This is a genomic window from Litoreibacter arenae DSM 19593 (assembly GCF_000442275.2).
Taxonomy (GTDB): domain Bacteria; phylum Pseudomonadota; class Alphaproteobacteria; order Rhodobacterales; family Rhodobacteraceae; genus Litoreibacter; species Litoreibacter arenae.
The window spans coordinates 1,261,118-1,275,840 of sequence record NZ_KE557306.1; the positions used below are offsets into that span (position 1 = coordinate 1,261,118).

Annotated in this window: 16 protein-coding genes; 3 read left to right on the top strand and 13 right to left on the bottom strand. The window is 63.2% G+C overall.

The features are described 5' to 3' along the window. Positions 1-12: 12 nt before the first annotated feature. The 13 genes from THALAR_RS06250 to THALAR_RS06310 all read right to left on the bottom strand — a co-directional run bounded on the left by THALAR_RS06250 (position 13) and on the right by THALAR_RS06310 (position 12,689). On the bottom strand, positions 13-1,386 hold the full coding sequence (locus tag THALAR_RS06250; protein WP_021100655.1) for a tetratricopeptide repeat protein: 1,374 nt from the start codon (positions 1,384-1,386) through the stop codon (positions 13-15). A gap of 190 nt (positions 1,387-1,576) precedes the next feature. After that, positions 1,577-2,758, bottom strand: a complete 1,182-nt coding sequence (locus THALAR_RS06255; protein ID WP_021100656.1) for a CaiB/BaiF CoA transferase family protein — start codon at positions 2,756-2,758, stop codon at positions 1,577-1,579. A gap of 50 nt (positions 2,759-2,808) precedes the next feature. Continuing rightward, the gene (locus tag THALAR_RS06260; protein ID WP_021100657.1) at positions 2,809-4,422 is read right to left on the bottom strand and encodes a thiamine pyrophosphate-binding protein; all 1,614 of its coding nucleotides are present in this window, start codon (positions 4,420-4,422) and stop codon (positions 2,809-2,811) included. 33 nt (positions 4,423-4,455) lie between these two features. Next, the gene (locus THALAR_RS06265) at positions 4,456-4,917 is read right to left on the bottom strand and encodes a DUF302 domain-containing protein (RefSeq protein ID WP_021100658.1); all 462 of its coding nucleotides are present in this window, start codon (positions 4,915-4,917) and stop codon (positions 4,456-4,458) included. Between the two features lie 175 nt (positions 4,918-5,092). Beyond that, complete coding sequence (locus tag THALAR_RS06270; protein ID WP_040817308.1) at positions 5,093-5,545, bottom strand: host attachment family protein; 453 nt, start codon at positions 5,543-5,545, stop codon at positions 5,093-5,095. After that, on the bottom strand, positions 5,542-5,742 hold the full coding sequence (locus tag THALAR_RS06275; protein ID WP_021100660.1) for a hypothetical protein: 201 nt from the start codon (positions 5,740-5,742) through the stop codon (positions 5,542-5,544). The genes THALAR_RS06270 and THALAR_RS06275 overlap by 4 nt, the downstream gene beginning before the upstream one ends. A 125-nt stretch (positions 5,743-5,867) precedes the next feature. Further along, a complete protein-coding gene (locus THALAR_RS06280) occupies positions 5,868-6,467 on the bottom strand; it encodes a superoxide dismutase (protein ID WP_021100661.1) in 600 nt (199 codons plus the stop codon). A 136-nt stretch (positions 6,468-6,603) separates the two neighbouring features. Continuing rightward, positions 6,604-7,170 carry a sarcosine oxidase subunit gamma gene (locus THALAR_RS06285; RefSeq protein WP_021100662.1) on the bottom strand — a complete coding sequence of 189 codons (567 nt, stop codon included), beginning with the start codon at positions 7,168-7,170 and terminating at the stop codon, positions 6,604-6,606. Beyond that, positions 7,163-10,177 carry a sarcosine oxidase subunit alpha family protein gene (locus THALAR_RS06290; RefSeq protein WP_021100663.1) on the bottom strand — a complete coding sequence of 1,005 codons (3,015 nt, stop codon included), beginning with the start codon at positions 10,175-10,177 and terminating at the stop codon, positions 7,163-7,165. Before THALAR_RS06290 ends, THALAR_RS06285 begins: the two co-directional genes overlap by 8 nt. A 70-nt stretch (positions 10,178-10,247) precedes the next feature. Continuing rightward, positions 10,248-10,586, bottom strand: coding sequence for a sarcosine oxidase subunit delta (locus tag THALAR_RS06295; RefSeq protein WP_021100664.1), 339 nt, complete (start codon positions 10,584-10,586; stop codon positions 10,248-10,250). A gap of 84 nt (positions 10,587-10,670) precedes the next feature. Next, entirely contained in the window at positions 10,671-10,895 is a 225-nt protein-coding gene (locus THALAR_RS06300; protein WP_021100665.1) for a hypothetical protein, read from the bottom strand. 207 nt (positions 10,896-11,102) lie between these two features. After that, positions 11,103-11,351 (bottom strand): hypothetical protein, encoded by a 249-nt coding sequence (locus THALAR_RS06305; RefSeq protein ID WP_021100666.1) that lies wholly within the window; start codon positions 11,349-11,351, stop codon positions 11,103-11,105. Between the two features lie 93 nt (positions 11,352-11,444). Next, entirely contained in the window at positions 11,445-12,689 is a 1,245-nt protein-coding gene (locus tag THALAR_RS06310) for a sarcosine oxidase subunit beta family protein (protein ID WP_021100667.1), read from the bottom strand. A 190-nt stretch (positions 12,690-12,879) separates the two neighbouring features. Here THALAR_RS06310 and ruvX point away from each other — a divergent pair, with 190 nt between their 5' ends. The 3 genes from ruvX to THALAR_RS06325 are packed head-to-tail and all read left to right on the top strand — an operon-like array spanning position 12,880 to position 14,723. Next, positions 12,880-13,362: a Holliday junction resolvase RuvX gene (ruvX, locus tag THALAR_RS06315; protein ID WP_021100668.1), complete on the top strand. Its 483-nt coding sequence runs from the start codon at positions 12,880-12,882 to the stop codon at positions 13,360-13,362. Beyond that, a complete protein-coding gene (locus THALAR_RS06320; RefSeq protein WP_021100669.1) occupies positions 13,359-13,586 on the top strand; it encodes a DUF1289 domain-containing protein in 228 nt (75 codons plus the stop codon). Before ruvX ends, THALAR_RS06320 begins: the two co-directional genes overlap by 4 nt. 33 nt (positions 13,587-13,619) lie before the next feature. Continuing rightward, a complete protein-coding gene (locus tag THALAR_RS06325) occupies positions 13,620-14,723 on the top strand; it encodes a THUMP domain-containing class I SAM-dependent RNA methyltransferase (RefSeq protein ID WP_021100670.1) in 1,104 nt (367 codons plus the stop codon).

Below are 14,723 nucleotides of genomic sequence, written 5' to 3' on the forward strand. Positions count from 1 at the left end.
TTCTAAAGCGCCTTATTGTGCAGGCGTGGCAGCCGCGCAAGAGGTCTCGTCACGGGCCTGCGAAATGAGCGAAAAACGGGCGGCGGCGTAGCCGTCCTCGGCCCCTGCCCGCTTGCGTTTGCGGTCCTTGAGGATTGCTTCAGCCTCGTCGAGGAAGCCCGCGCGGATGCCCGCATCTATGGTCAGACGCTCGAACACGTCGCGTTGGGCGTGCGATCCGCCCGCGTCCTGCATACTGGGGCGCGCACGGGCGAGGTTGAGAAACGCGGTGGTGTAATCCGCCTCGCCGAACGCCTCCAGCCCCTTGGCGGCACTCAGGCCGGGGCGGGCCATCAGCCGGTCGGTCTCGAAGCAACCGGATTTCGCGTCGCGGTGCATCCGGCCCATCAGCTTGGCAATCGCCTGCTTGCGGGAGCCGCCGATCAGCGCCAGCAGGTAATGCAAATCGGCGAAGATCAGGCAGCCGTCCTCGGTACGGTTGGCGGACAGGTCCGCCAGCTCTTCCCAACGGTCGCCCACATCGACGCCGTCAAGCTCCAGCCGCGACAGAAGCGAGGTCGCGTTGGAGATGTCGCGGTAGTCATCGGTCTTGTCGGCCCGGATCTGCGTGTCATAGAGCGCCAGAACGGTCTCGGTCTGCCCCAGATCGAGATGCAGCAGCGCCTTGTGCCACCAGACGTGATAGCGGAAATTGTTGCAATGCGCCCATGCCGCCTCTCGCCCGTCGAGCCATTCCAGCCCGCCTGCGGCGTTGCAGGTCATGTCATAGACATGTGTCACCGCATGCAGCCCCCACGCATCGTCGGGGCTGACGGACAGCCCCATGCGCCCCACGGCCTCGGCGGCCTTGTAGTCGCCGGTTTCCTCCAGCGAGAAGGCGTGACAGCCCATCATGTAGCCCCGCCCCGCGTGATCCGGCCCGTAAGCCCCCATGACCGCCTCGATGGAGCTACGCATGCCCTTGCCATCACCCAGGATGAACCGGACGGCATGGCTCATCTTCATCGCCAGCGTGTCGCCGGGATGGACGGCCAGCACGTCCTCGAAATGGCTGATGGCCTTGCTCGGCGCGCAGCCATACATCTCGCGCAGTGCGTGGATGAAGGATTGCTCGCGGGCGGATATGGCGCGGGTCAGGGCCGCAGCCTCGGCCAGCCCCAGCGCCTCGCGGGCGGTTTCCGACAACTCGCGGCGGCCCAGCAGCAGATAGAACATGCCTTTGACCGCGTGGCCCAGCGCGAAGTCGGGGTCGAACCTCAGGGTTTCGCCCAGATGGGTCGGCGTCTCGGCCCCATGCGCCATAAAGGCCAGCAACGTCCTGTCCCAAGCCGCCAGCGCGTCGCGCGAGCCTATCGTGGTGTCCTGCCCGAATACGTCTTGATACATGCGCTGGCCCTATTGTCGATTCCGGTGCGGCAATTTGGACCGCCCATCTGTGATAGCGATAGATGGTCACCGGTAAACGCCTGTGCGGGCAGAATAACGCAGACGTGACGCCGCGTGGGGTGAGGGTGATCAAAAATACGGCACATCCCGCAAGGGTGCGCGAATTCTTGCTATTTTGCGCGGGGTTAGGTCAACCTTGCTGCTTCAGCCACTCCAGCACCGCCTCCGTATCCTCGCCGAAATGAGGCGGCGGGTGGCGGTAGGTCACGGGCGTCTTGGACAGCTTTAGCGGGTTGCCGATCAGCGTCACCGCCCCGCCCGCCACATCGTCGCGGGCCATCTTGATCTTCATGTCGCGGGCGGCCACCTGATCGGACGTGAACACCTGCCCCAGCGTGTGCACCGGCCCGACCGGCACCTTGCGCGCCTCCAGCCCTGCGAGCACATCGGCGCTGTCGCGTTCCGCCATCAGACCTTCGAGGATTTTCAACAGCTTGCCGCGATTTTCGATCCGGGCGGGGTTGGTGGAAAAGCGCGGGTCCTCCGCCAGATCGGGCCGCCCCAGATACTCGCAAAACCGCGCATACTGGCTGTCATTGCCCACCGCGACAAGCACATGCCCGTCGGCGGTCTCGAAGGTCTGGTAGGGCACGATGGTGGCATGCTCGTTGCCCTGCCTCTTGCGCTCTTTTCCGGTGGTCAGATGCGCCACGCCTTCGTTGATCAGCCAAGCGATCTGGCTGTCGACCAGAGCCACGTCGATATGCTGCCCCTCGCCAGTGCGGTCGCGGTGGCGCAGGGCGGCCAGAATGCCCACGGTCGCATACATCCCGCACATCACATCCGCGATGCCGACACCGACCTTCATCGGGCGGCCGTCCGGCTCTCCGGTCAGGGACATGATGCCGCCATAGCCCTGCGCCATTAAATCATAGCCGGGCTTGGCGCGGTTCGGCCCCGTCTGGCCATACCCCGAGACCGAGCAATAGATCAGATGCGGATGTGCCGCCAGAAGGCTCGCATGATCCAGCCCGTATTTGTCCAGCCCACCGGGCTTGAAATTCTCGATCACCACATCCGCCTGCGCGGCCAACGCGTGAATGGTCGCCTGACCCTCCGACGTCGAGATATCGACCCCCACCGACAGCTTGTTGCGGTTGGCGCACATGAAATAGGCACTCAGATCGGTGCGCGCCCCATCGGGGTCGTGCACGAAGGGCGGCCCCCATTTGCGCGTGTCATCGCCATCCGTGCCGGGGTTCTCGATCTTCCAGACCTCCGCCCCCAAATCGCCCAGAAGCTGCGTACATGTCGGTGCCGCCAATATGCGGCTGAGATCCAGCACCCTAATTCCGTCCAACGCGCCTGCCATCTATATGCCCATCATTGCTTCATAAATACCTCCGCCGGAGGCATTAAAATCTAAATCCGCCCGTCATAGGCCTTCCGGTCGATGACAGCCGCGATCACGGTGAACGTCTCAGCCCGCATCGCCGCCGTCAAGGCATCCCGCAGCTCGGTCCGCGAGGTGACCGTATGCCCCTCCCCGCCAAAAGCGCGGCCAATGGCGGCAAAGTCGTGCGCGTCGAAATCCACGCCCGTATTGCCCATCTGCCGCTGGCGCTGCTTCAACTCGATCAACGCCAGAGAGCGGTCGACGAAGACCACGAAAATCGTGTTCAACCCGTGCTCCTTCGCCGTCGCCCACTCGCCTGCCACCATCAACGCCCCCGCATCACCCGAAAAGCTCACCACGCAGCGCTCCGGTGCCGCGTATTTCGCGCCCATCGCCATTGGCACCGCGCAACCCATGGTGCACAGCGCCGAGGATTGCAGCAATGTGCGCGGCGCGTGGCAGGTCCACATTTGCGACAGCAATATCCGGTGCGCTCCGCTGTCAACCGTGGCAATCGCGTCGTCTGGCAGCACCGCGCGGCATTCCGCGATCACTCCAGCCGGCCCCCAAGCGTCATCCAGCGGAAACGCATCCGCCAAGGCGTCTTTTGTCGCCGCAACCTCGCCTTCCGGCCAGCTTTCCCGCGTGACCGCGCCCTCGGTCAAAGCCCGCAACGCCGCCCCTGTGTCGCAGACGAAACTCAAGCCCGCCTGATGCATGTAGTGGTGGTTGGGCGTGGCGGAGATGTCGATTACGCGCACCTGATCGGGGTCCCAGACCTCGCGCCAACCGGGCCGCATCTCGATCGGGTCATAGCCGACGCAGATCACCAGATCAGCGGCCCGCACCAGCGGCAACAGATGTTTGTCCGCCAAGGGCGACAACCCCGCGCCCCCAAGCGCCAGCGGATGCGTTTCGGGGATCACCCCCTTGGCCTTGTAGGTCGTGATTACCGGCGCACCGAGAGTTTCGGCAAACTGCACAAGCTCGGCATGGCTGTCGTCATAGAGCACATCCAGCCCCGCAATGATCACCGGCCGCTCCGCGCTGTCCAGCCATGTCTGCGCCAGCGCCAGATCGCCACCTGACGGCGCAATCAGCCCCGCAGGCGCACGGCGACGCAGCTTCGGCGAAGCCACAGTGTCGGCCACCGAGATCGGCACGTCGATATGCACAGGGCCGCGGCGGCCCTCCGTGGCAATGCTGACGGCCTTGTCGGCGACGATGTCGGCACCCTCAACCGTCAGGGTAAAAGTTGCCTTGGTGATCTCGTCAAAAACGCGCCGATGGTCCAGCACCTGATGCGTATAGGTCAGCGCCTCGTCAGGATCGACGCAGCCGGTCAACACGATCATCGGCACGCGGTCCTGATGGGCGTTTGCAACCACGTTCACGCCATTCATCGCGCCGGGGCCGACCGTCGCCACCAGAATGGCGGGCGCTCCGTTCACGTGATGCACCCCTTCGGCCATGAACCCGCCGGCGTTCTCGTGCTTGCACAAAACGAACGCGATCCCCGCTTTCTCCAGCGCGTCGATCAGTGTCAAAACCTCGCCGCCGGGCATGCCGAAAGCGTGGCGGCATCCCGCCTCGTAAAGACGCTCGGCCAGCAGGTCGGCGGCTCGTTTAGAAGTCGTCATAGGGCTCTCCTGCTCCGGGCTTGCCCATGGGTATCAACGGGTGGCTTCTTCGGCAATGGTCATGAAAATCGCGTCAAGTTCCTCTGCCGCTTCGGTCAGCTCAGGCCCGGCCTCGCCCACATAGGGGGCGAACACGAAGGACGGCATCTTGTAGCTCAACGTCCCGCCATCGCCGGTTTCCGTTACATAGAGCCGGATCGGGGCCTCGATCATTGCGGCGGTCGACAATGCCAATATCCGCACCGCAAACTTGTTGTTGAACACGCCAATGACACGGTTGCCCGGAATGGTGATGCCCCGCGCCTTGGCAGCCCCCGTCGGCCCCGCTTGCGTCACCACGCCCATCCCATTTGCACCGACGGCGACTTTCACGTCCTCGACCAGTTGCGCGTAAGGCTTGGCGGTCTCAATAACCACCCAGCCGGCGCGCGGCGCCACATCGGCATGGACCAGTCCGGCCCAAAGGCTCAAGGCAACGATCAATACAACGCGCATCCAATGTCTCCATTTGGTCAAAAATACTCAAACCAACACATGCCAGAGCCGCACCGGTGCCGCCAATCACGTCTACGCCAGCAATCAGGCAAAAGACCCCCCGAGCGTCAGCTCGGGAGGTCTTTTCAAATCATCTCGCGTGCGCGTCAGCGCACTCAATCAGGTCAATCCACGCTCATTTGGCAAGCTCGGATTTCACGATCTTCTCGATGTCGCGCACGTCATGGTTGGTCAGCGTCTTGTCAATCTCGCCGATGACCTTGTTCGTCACTTCCTGATGCAAGGCATCACGCAACTCGCCCAATATCTTCGGAGCCGCAACGATGACCAAAGCCTCAAACTTCCCTTTGTGAGCCTTCTCGTACAGCATGTCGGCCAAGTCTGCGGCAAACCGCTCTTTCGCCAATTCATGCCAATCCGTGTCATCAAGCGCGGAGCGTTGACCCTGGCCATTGTCATGCATGCGGCCGGGGCGGTTGGCGGATTGCTCTATGTCTTTCGGGTTGTCCTGCTCGTCCTTGCTGACGACTTTCAGGTTGGGGTTCTCGCCATCGGTCAGATTTTCGAGGATCAGGGCTTTCTCGCCGTCTGCCACAACGACCCATGCCTTATGCGGAAGTCCGGTCATTCCTTCTCCTCCTCGTTTTCCTTCGTCACCCGCGTCGCACCTGCCGGGCGCTCGTTGGAGCGTTTCAGCTCGTCAGTGCTCCCGATCTCGCGGGCAAGCCTGCCGCCATCGCGGCCCTGGCCGGAGGGCGCACCTTTCTCGCCCATAATCTTGTCTGTATCGCGGCTCTTGTCTTTGGATCTGTGGCGCTCTGCCATGGGGGACCTCCTGCGTGTTGAGTGAGTTCACAAGACCAACCCGCCCCCTCGCGGCAAGTTCCCCTTTGGACAAAGAAAAACCCCGCACAACTGGCGGGGTTTCTCGATTTCATTGGTGGCAAAACTTACATGCGCGAGGCGACATTTTCCCAGTTCACCAGATTGTCGAGGAAGTTCGACAGGTATTTCGGACGCGCGTTGCGGAAGTCGATGTAGTAGGAATGCTCCCACACGTCGCAGCCCAGAAGCGCCGTCTGGTTGAAGCACAGCGGGTTCACGCCGTTCTCGGTCTTGGTGACCTTCAGGCCGCCATCAGTGTCTTTCACCAGCCAAGCCCAGCCGGAGCCGAACTGGCCTGCGCCCGCAGCGGAGAATTCTTCCTTGAACTTGTCAACGGAGCCGAAGCTGTCCTTCAGCGCGGCCTCAAGCTCGGAGGGCATGGAAGACTTGCCGGGGCTCATCATTTCCCAGAACTGGTTGTGGTTCCACAGCTGCGAGATGTTGTTGAAAATCCCGTTCTGCGCCACGGCGCCCTTGTCATAGGTGCCCTTGATGATCTCTTCGAGGGACTTGCCCTCCCACTCGGTGCCTTTGATCGCCTTGTTGCCGTTCTCCACATAAGCGTTGTGGTGCTTGTCGTGGTGATACTCCAGCGTCTCCTTGGACATGCCGTTATCGGCCAGTGCGTCATGGGCGTAAGGAAGGTCAGGAAGTTCAAAAGCCATTATATGGGCCCCCTTTATGGACGTGAGAATTTCAATATGACCTAACTGAGCGCGCAGGCGCGCCGGGTCAAGTCTCGTTTGATCAACGTGGCGCGGGCAGGTTTGGTTCCCGTCACCACCCAATTCGTCTCGACGCCTAGAGAAACCCCACCTGCGAGCCCGCTTTCGCCGAGATCGTCAGCAGATCGAACACGTATTTCGCTTCGGAGCGGAAGCACATCAGGTCGAACGCATCCTCGTCCCGCGCCCAGAAGGCGACGGGGGCCTGCGCCAGCCGCGTGCGGCGGAACATGCCCTTGGTGAAGGCCTTGCGGGACAGATCGACGGGGGCGAGTTTGGCCAGCACCTCCCGCGCGCCTGCGCCCTCAATGCTGAACACGGCCCGCGCGTCGGAGACGTTGACTGCCAAAGCATGATCCGCCGCCAGTGCCTTTGCAATGCGGGCGGTTGCGTCCACCACATCCGCATAGGGTACCATCACCAGCAACTCGTCGGGTGACATCCATGCCAACCCCTTGTCACCGTCGCAGTGGCATTCCCGCACGTCCGGAAACGCCACACCAGTGGCGGCCTTGGCGGCTTTCTTCAACTTGGCGGAGGTCAGATCGCCGCGCAGGATAATCATCCCGCGCAGGCCCACTTCCGTCACCTTGGCGATCCCGTCGGAAGTTGCGCCTTGCAAGGCGCTGACTGCATTAGACATTTTGCTTCTCCCCTTCGGGATCATAGAACACCGCATTGACGACTTTGGCCTGAACCACCTCGCCATCCACTTTGGGGAAATCCAGCACCTCGCCCATACGCTCCGGCCCGTTCAGCACCAGCCCCATGGCGATGCCCTTGCCCAGCGTGGGCGAGTGGTAGGTCGACGTCACGCGCCCTTCGGTGTTGCGCTGGCCGTTTGCGTTGGTGCCTTCCACGACCGCATAAGCCCCGTCCGGCAGGGTCGAGCCATCCACGGTCTCCAGCCCCACCAACTGCCAGCGGGCGGGGTCCGTCATATGGACCCGCTGCTGCGCCCGTTTGCCGAGGTAGTCGTCCTTCTTTTTCGACAGCGCCCAGTGCAGCCCCAGATCCTGCGGGATGATGGTGCCGTCGGTCTCGTCGCCGATCATGATGAAGCCCTTTTCGGCCCGCATGATGTGCAGTGCTTCGGTGCCGTAGGCGGTGGCGTTGAACTCCGCCCCGGCCTCATGCAATGCATCCCAGAAGGCGCGGGTCTGGCTGGCAGGCACGGCGACCTCGTAGCTGAGCTCGCCGGAGAAGGAGATGCGGAAGACGCGGGCGTCGAACTCGCCGATCTTGCCCTCTTTCCACTCCATGAAGGCCAGCGCCCCCTTCGACAGGTCCATGCCGCCGAGCTTTTCCAGCACCTTGCGGGCATTGGGGCCGACCACGGCGATCTGGCCCCATTGCTCGGTCGCGTTGACGGTGTAGACCTTCCAGTCCCACCATTCAGTTTGCAGCCATTCCTCCATATGCCCGTGGATGCGCGAGGCGCCCCCCGTAGTGGTGTGGCAAAGCCATGTGTCCTCGTCGATCCGCGCGACCACGCCGTCATCAATGAGAAACCCGTTTTCGGAGCACATGAGACCGTAGCGGCATTTGCCCGGCTTCAGGTTGGACATCATGTTCGTGTACATCATGTCGAGGAATTTGCCCGCATCGGGGCCTTTTACGATGATTTTGCCCAGGGTGGAGGCATCCAGCAGCCCAAGGCTGTCGCGGGTGGCCTTCACCTCGCGGTGCACCGCCTGTTCGACCGTCTCACCGGGCCGCTGGTAGCAATAGGGCCTGCGCCAGTGGCCGACCGGCTCGAAATACGCGTGGTTCGCTTCGTGCCAGTCATGCAGCGGCGTGCGGTTGAGCGGCTGGAACACCTCCCCCCGGGCCTCGCCGCCGATGGAGCCCATGGAGATGGGCGCATAAGGCGGGCGGAACGTGGTGGTGCCGACCGAGGGGATCGGGCTGTTCAGGCTGTCAGCAAGGATCGCCAAGCCGTTGATATTGCTGAGTTTACCCTGATCCGTCGCCATGCCGATGGTGGTGTAGCGCTTGGTGTGCTCGACGCTCTCGTAGCCCTCTTGGGCGGCGAGCTGGATGTCGGAGACCTTCACGTCGTTCTGGTAATCCAGCCACATCTTGGAGCGCAGCTTGTAGCCCGCGCCTTGCGGCATTTTCCACACCGGCATGAGCGGTGCCTCGTCGGTGGTGTTGGCCTTGGGGGCCGCCTTGCGCTTGGGGGTGTGACCCGTCCGTTTGGCGGCGTCCTTGCCTGCCTTGTCGGCGTCGGCCAGAACGGCAGTGCTGTCCATCGGTCCGCTGGCGGTGCCTGCGGTGATGACGAACGCCTCGCCGTTTGCACCTTTTGGGGCGGCGTCGGGGTTGGGGCGGAAGTGGGCCTTTGCGTCGTCCCAGACCAGCTTGCCGCCGCAATGGGACCACAGATGCACGACGGGCGACCAGCCGCCGGACATGGCGACCGCATCACAGTCGATGGCTTCGCGGGCGTTGCCCTCACCCGCATGGGCGGTGATTTCGACGCCGGTGACGCGCTTGCCGCCTTTGACCTGCGCGATGGCCTTGCCGTTTTCGATGCGGATACCGAGCGCTCGCGCCTCGTCCGCCAGCGCGCCGCCGCCATTGGGGCGGGCGTCGATGATGGCGGGGACGTCCAGCCCTGCATTCTTCAGTGTGATCGCGGTGCGGTAGGCGTCGTCATTGTTGGTGACGACCACCGTGCGGTCGCCGGGGCTGACGGCCCAGTTGGTCGCGTAGTCGCGCACGGCGGAGGCCAGCATCACGCCGGGAATATCATTGCCCGCGAAGGCCAGCGGACGCTCGATCGCGCCTGTCGCAGTGACGGTCTGCCCCGCGCGGATACGCCAGAGACGATGGCGCGGCAGGTCTTCGTCAGTGGGCGCATGGTCGGTCAGGCGCTCGTACGCGGTGACATAGCCGTGGTCATAGACGCCTGCGCCCATGGTGCGGGTGCGGAGGGATACGTTGTCCATTTTTTCAAGCACTTGCAGGGTGTCTTTGATCCAATTTTCCGCCGATTGGCCATCAATTTCGACACCATCCACAGGTGCGCGGCCGCCCCAATGGGCGGTCTGTTCGATGAGCAGAACCTTGGCCCCCGCCTCGCCTGCGGCTTTTGCGGCTTGCAGACCCGCAATGCCGCCACCGACGACGAGCACGTCCACAAATGCGTAGAAATGCTCGTAGCGGTCGGCGTCGCGGTCTTTGGGGGCTTTGCCGAGGCCCGCCGCGCGGCGGATGAACGGCTCGAACACGTGCTTCCATGCGGGGGCTGGTGCCATGAAGGTTTTGTAGTAGAAACCCGCAGGCATGAAACGCGAGGCGTAGTTGTTGACCACGCCCACGTCGTATTCCAGCGACGGCCAGTGGTTCTGGCTTTCGGCCGTCAGCCCGTCGAACAGCTCTGTCGTGGTGACGCGGGCGTTGGGCTCGAACTTGCCGCCCTTGCCGAGGTTGACGAGGCCGTTCGGCTCTTCCGCGCCGGAGGCCACGACGCCGCGCGGGCGGTGGTATTTGAACGAGCGGCCCATGAGCATCTGGTCATTGGCCAGCAGCGCCGAGGCGAGGGTATCCCCCTCGAAGCCGCGCATTTGCTTGCCGTTGAACTGGAACGAGACCTGCCTGGATTTGTTCAGCAGGCGGCCGCCGGTGGACAGTCTGGTGCTCATGTGATCGGGCCTTCGTCTGTGTTGGAGGGTCGGACCCTCCGGGGGAGGTATTTATGAAGCAATGATGGGGTCATGTCGCGCCCTGCCAGTCCTTGAGGCTCCAGTCGGGGCGTTTGGCCTTTATCGCGTCGATGATGGCTTTGGGCGGCTCGTAGGTCTGGGCGCTATAGGTGCCGAAGACCTCCAGCGTGGTGGTGTCGCGGGCGGCGTGGAACCACTTGCCGCAGCCATTGGCGTGCCGCCAGCGTTCCAGATGCACGCCGCGCGGGTTGGCGCGGGTGAACAGGTACTGCTCGAACGCGTCGTCGTCGGACCCTACGGTTTCGCGTTTGATATGGGCCTCGCCGCCGCCATGCAGCTCGGTTTCCTCGGCTTTGACGCCGCAGCAGGGACATTCAAGGATCAGCATGGGGCGCTCCTTCTTTCAAACGCGGAAAAGGCGGGCGCCGCGTGGCACCCGCCCAAATCAGGGAGGAAATCGTTAAATGGGGGTTTAGCCGCCGTCGGCAGGGGCCGTCGTGACAGGCGCTGTGGCGTCTGGTGCAGGCGCTGTAGCCGCGGGTGCTTCGAGCGATTCCGGTGCGGCCATTGTCTCGCCCTCGGTGACCGAGCCTGCGCCAAGCATGGCGAGGACGATGATAAACAATCCGATAAGAACGGCTGCGACCACGAGGCCCGTCGTGCCGATACCTTCGTTTTGGGTGGTGTAGTCAGACATGGGAGTACCTCCTTTGGTGAGGTCTCCATGATGGCGCGTTGGGCGCAAGGCTCAACGGGTGTTGGGGTTTGCGCGCGGTTTGGGCGGGAGGTGGCCGGAAATGCGCATGGGCTTGCGCCGAATTGTGCTGAGCGGGAATTTGCCGTGCAAAAGGACCGGCCACGACAAGGCGCGACCGGTCCCCAAATCAGATCGTTCGGGTCAAGATTAGTTTGCGGCGTCGCCTGATACGGCCCCTTCGACTGCGTCAGCCGCGCCTTCCACGGCGGAGCCGGCACCTTCGATGGTGATGTTGACATCATCGTTGGCGGCAGGGTCGGAGCCTGAGAATACGATGTAGGCAAGCACTGCGACCACGACGACAAGTGCGCCGACGATGATACCCATACCGGCACCTCCGCCCGTGGTGGTTGTCGTGGTTGTGTGCGTGCGTTCGGTGTTGTCTGGCTGCGCCATAGCAAAGCTCCTGTCGTGTTTGTTTTCAACACGACAACACGGTTACACCGCGAGAGGTTCCACCCGATCAGATGAAGGTGACACGCAGGCATTCTAATGTGCCACCCCGGCGGCCACGCTCTCATCAATGAACCGGCCCTCTTTGAAGCGGTCCAAACCGAATTCGGCGGTCAGGGGCGAATGGCCTTTGGCGACCAGTTCGGCCATGGCCCAGCCGGAGCCGGGAATAGCCTTGAAGCCGCCCGTGCCCCAGCCGCAGTTGATGAAGCAGTTGCCCAGCGGGGTTTTCGACAGGATCGGGGAGCGGTCGCCGGTGACGTCCACGATGCCGCCCCATTGGCGCAGCATCTTCAGGCGCGACAGCATCGGGAAGGTCTCGATCAGCGCGCGCACGGTTTCCTCGATATGCTGGAACGAGCCGCGTTGGGTGTAGTTGTTGTAGCCGTCGGTGCCGCCGCCGATGACCATTTCGCCCTTGTCGGATTGCGACATGTAGCCATGCACCGTGTTGGCCATGACCACGATGTCCATGCAGGGCTTGATCGGCTCGGAGACCAGCGCTTGCAGCGCCACGGATTCGAGCGGCAGCCGGAAGCCCGCAAGATCCGCCAAATGGCCGGAATTGCCCGCGACCACGATGCAGAGCTTGTCGCACGCGATCTCGCCCTTGGTGGTGGAGATGCCTTTGACCTCGCCGCCCTCGCGCTTGATGGCGGTGACCTCGCATTGCTGGATAATATCCATGCCCATGTCGGAACAAGCGCGGGCGTAGCCCCAAGCCACCGCGTCATGGCGGGCGGTGCCGCCGCGGGCCTGAAACAGACCGCCGAGGACCGGATAGCGCGGGCCTTCGATATTCATGATCGGGCAGATTTCCTTGACCCGCTGCGGGCCGATGAATTCCGTCTTCACCCCTTGCAGCGCGTTGGCGTGCGCCGTGCGCTGGTAGCCGCGCACCTCGTGATGGGTTTGGGCCAGCATCAGCACCCCGCGCGGGGAGAACATGACGTTGTAGTTCAGGTCCTGGCTCATGGTCTCGTAGAGCGAGCGGGACTTCTCGTAGATCGCCGCCGACGGGTCCTGCAGGTAGTTCGACCGGATAATCGTGGTGTTACGCCCGGTGTTGCCGCCGCCAAGCCAGCCCTTTTCGATCACCGCCACGTCTTTGATGCCGTGGTTCTTGCCAAGGTAGTAGGCCGTGGCCAACCCGTGGCCGCCAGCGCCGATGACGATGGCCTTGTATTTCTTCTTCGGCTCGGGCGACCGCCATGCGCGCTCCCAACCGGAATGGAAACGGGCCGCTTCGCGGGCGATGGCAAAAGCCGAATAGCGCTTCATATAAGTGGTCCCCTCTGGCAGCAGCGTCGCGTCCCTTCTGGGCTACGGCGGGCTGATGCGTCCCTCGGGTTTCGACATATCACATGCCGGTTGCGACACGCCAGACTTTGACAGTGCCAAAATGCGACATCGAGGTGGACATTTTGACGCCACTGCTCCTATCTGGGCCCAAGCAACGGGCGAGTGCGATATGGGCGAAATCTTCGAGGATATGGCGGCGTTTGCGACCGCCCTGCCCGCCATGCGGCCCATTGTCGGGCTAGATCTTGGAACCGTGACGCTGGGCGTCGCGGTGTCGGACAGCTTCCTGTCGGTCGCGACCCCGCTGGAGACCATCAAGCGCAAGAAATTCGGCGTCGATGCAGCGGCCTTGCTGGCGATCATGGACAAGCGCGAGGTCGCGGGGATCGTGCTGGGCCTGCCGCTGAACATGGACGGATCAGAGGGACCGCGCGTGCAATCGACCCGCGCCTTCGCCCGAAACCTGTCGCGCCTGACGGACGTGCCGATCACCTTCTGGGACGAGCGCTTGTCCACCGTGGCCGCAGAACGTGCGCTTTTGGAGGCGGATACATCACGAAAACGTCGCGCGGAGGTCATAGATCATGTCGCTGCCGGGTTTATCCTGCAAGGAGCGTTGGACCGTATCCGGCACATAAAGGGTAATTCATGAGTGACGACATCTGGCACCGCGACGAAGTGCAAAGCCCCTGCATCAAGGTGTGCGTCGTGCATCCGTCGGAGCGGATCTGCACCGGCTGCCTGCGCACCATCGACGAGATTGGCGCGTGGTCGCGTATGTCCAACGAGGCGCGTGCGGCGCTGCTGGACGAGTTGCCCGCCCGTGGCGCACGGCTGAAGGTGCGACGTGGCGGGCGCAAGGCACGTGTGGGGTAGCGTCTTCGCCCGCGTGGTCCTATGGACGTCCCCATGACTGATACTCTTGAGATTTTCGCTGTCGCCCCGCCGGGGCTGGAGGCTGCCCTGCTGCCGGAATTCCGCGCGCTTGGTTATAAGGATGCCCGCTACGGGCCCGGCGGCGTCACCATGATAGGGGGCTGGCCGGATGTCTGGCGGCTCAATCTGGAGCTGCGCGGGGCCACGAAGGTGCTGGCGCGGATCGGCACGTTCCGTGCGATGAGCCTTGCAGGGCTGGACCACCGTGCGGACGAATTCCCGTGGGCCGACACGTTCTATTCAGGAACCACCGTGCGGGTAGAGGCGTCATGCAAACGCTCGAAAATATACCACGCGGGTGCGGCGACCGAGCGGGTTGAGAAAGCCTTGCGCAAAGCGGGTATGAAGCCCTCCGCCGATGGCGAGGTGACGCTGAAAATCCGGATCGAGCAAAACATCGTCACCCTCAGCGTGGATACGTCCGGCGACAGCCTGCACAAGCGCGGCCACAAGGAAGCTGTCGGCAAGGCGCCCATGCGCGAAAATCTGGCCGCGTTGTTCCTGAGGCAAGCAGGCTATGACGGTGTCGAGCCGGTGCTGGACCCGATGTGCGGCTCTGGCACGTTTGTGATCGAGGCGGCGGAGATTGCCGCAGGCCTGCAACCAGGCCGCTCCCGCAGCTTCGCGTTCGAGCATCTGGCGGGCTTCGACGCGCAGGCGTTTGAGGCAATGCGCCGTGCGGTCAGCGTGGTAAAAGGCCCCGCGCGCATGTTCGGCTCCGACCGCGACGCGGGCGCGATCAAAAGCGCGGTGGCGAATGCAAACTGTGCAGGCGTATCAGCCTTGTGCGAGTTCCAATGTCATGCGGTCGCGGATTTGCAACGGCCCGACGGGCCAGCCGGTCTGGTCATCGTCAACCCGCCCTATGGCGGGCGGATCGGCGACAAGAAGCAGCTGTTCGCGCTTTACGGCACGCTGGGCAAGACCCTGAAAGAGCGGTTTTCCGGCTGGCGTGTGGCGCTCGTCACCTCTGATGCCGGGCTGGCGAAGGCGGCGGGGCTGCCCTTCACCCAAGGCCCTGCGGTGCCGCATGGCGGATTGAAGGTCTGGCTGTTCCAGACACCGCCACTGAAGTGA

What these genes read in the sequence shown, in the direction of transcription:
- THALAR_RS06250 (WP_021100655.1), bottom strand. Translation starts at nt 1,386, where the DNA reads ATGTATCAAGACGTATTCGGGCAGGACACCACGATAGGCTCGCGCGAC.
- THALAR_RS06255 (WP_021100656.1), bottom strand. Translation starts at nt 2,758, where the DNA reads ATGGCAGGCGCGTTGGACGGAATTAGGGTGCTGGATCTCAGCCGCATA.
- THALAR_RS06260 (WP_021100657.1), bottom strand. Translation starts at nt 4,422, where the DNA reads ATGACGACTTCTAAACGAGCCGCCGACCTGCTGGCCGAGCGTCTTTAC.
- THALAR_RS06265 (WP_021100658.1), bottom strand. Translation starts at nt 4,917, where the DNA reads ATGCGCGTTGTATTGATCGTTGCCTTGAGCCTTTGGGCCGGACTGGTC.
- THALAR_RS06270 (WP_040817308.1), bottom strand. Translation starts at nt 5,545, where the DNA reads ATGACCGGACTTCCGCATAAGGCATGGGTCGTTGTGGCAGACGGCGAG.
- THALAR_RS06275 (WP_021100660.1), bottom strand. Translation starts at nt 5,742, where the DNA reads ATGGCAGAGCGCCACAGATCCAAAGACAAGAGCCGCGATACAGACAAG.
- THALAR_RS06280 (WP_021100661.1), bottom strand. Translation starts at nt 6,467, where the DNA reads ATGGCTTTTGAACTTCCTGACCTTCCTTACGCCCATGACGCACTGGCC.
- THALAR_RS06285 (WP_021100662.1), bottom strand. Translation starts at nt 7,170, where the DNA reads ATGTCTAATGCAGTCAGCGCCTTGCAAGGCGCAACTTCCGACGGGATC.
- THALAR_RS06290 (WP_021100663.1), bottom strand. Translation starts at nt 10,177, where the DNA reads ATGAGCACCAGACTGTCCACCGGCGGCCGCCTGCTGAACAAATCCAGG.
- THALAR_RS06295 (WP_021100664.1), bottom strand. Translation starts at nt 10,586, where the DNA reads ATGCTGATCCTTGAATGTCCCTGCTGCGGCGTCAAAGCCGAGGAAACC.
- THALAR_RS06300 (WP_021100665.1), bottom strand. Translation starts at nt 10,895, where the DNA reads ATGTCTGACTACACCACCCAAAACGAAGGTATCGGCACGACGGGCCTC.
- THALAR_RS06305 (WP_021100666.1), bottom strand. Translation starts at nt 11,351, where the DNA reads ATGGCGCAGCCAGACAACACCGAACGCACGCACACAACCACGACAACC.
- THALAR_RS06310 (WP_021100667.1), bottom strand. Translation starts at nt 12,689, where the DNA reads ATGAAGCGCTATTCGGCTTTTGCCATCGCCCGCGAAGCGGCCCGTTTC.
- ruvX (WP_021100668.1), top strand. Translation starts at nt 12,880, where the DNA reads ATGGGCGAAATCTTCGAGGATATGGCGGCGTTTGCGACCGCCCTGCCC.
- THALAR_RS06320 (WP_021100669.1), top strand. Translation starts at nt 13,359, where the DNA reads ATGAGTGACGACATCTGGCACCGCGACGAAGTGCAAAGCCCCTGCATC.
- THALAR_RS06325 (WP_021100670.1), top strand. Translation starts at nt 13,620, where the DNA reads ATGACTGATACTCTTGAGATTTTCGCTGTCGCCCCGCCGGGGCTGGAG.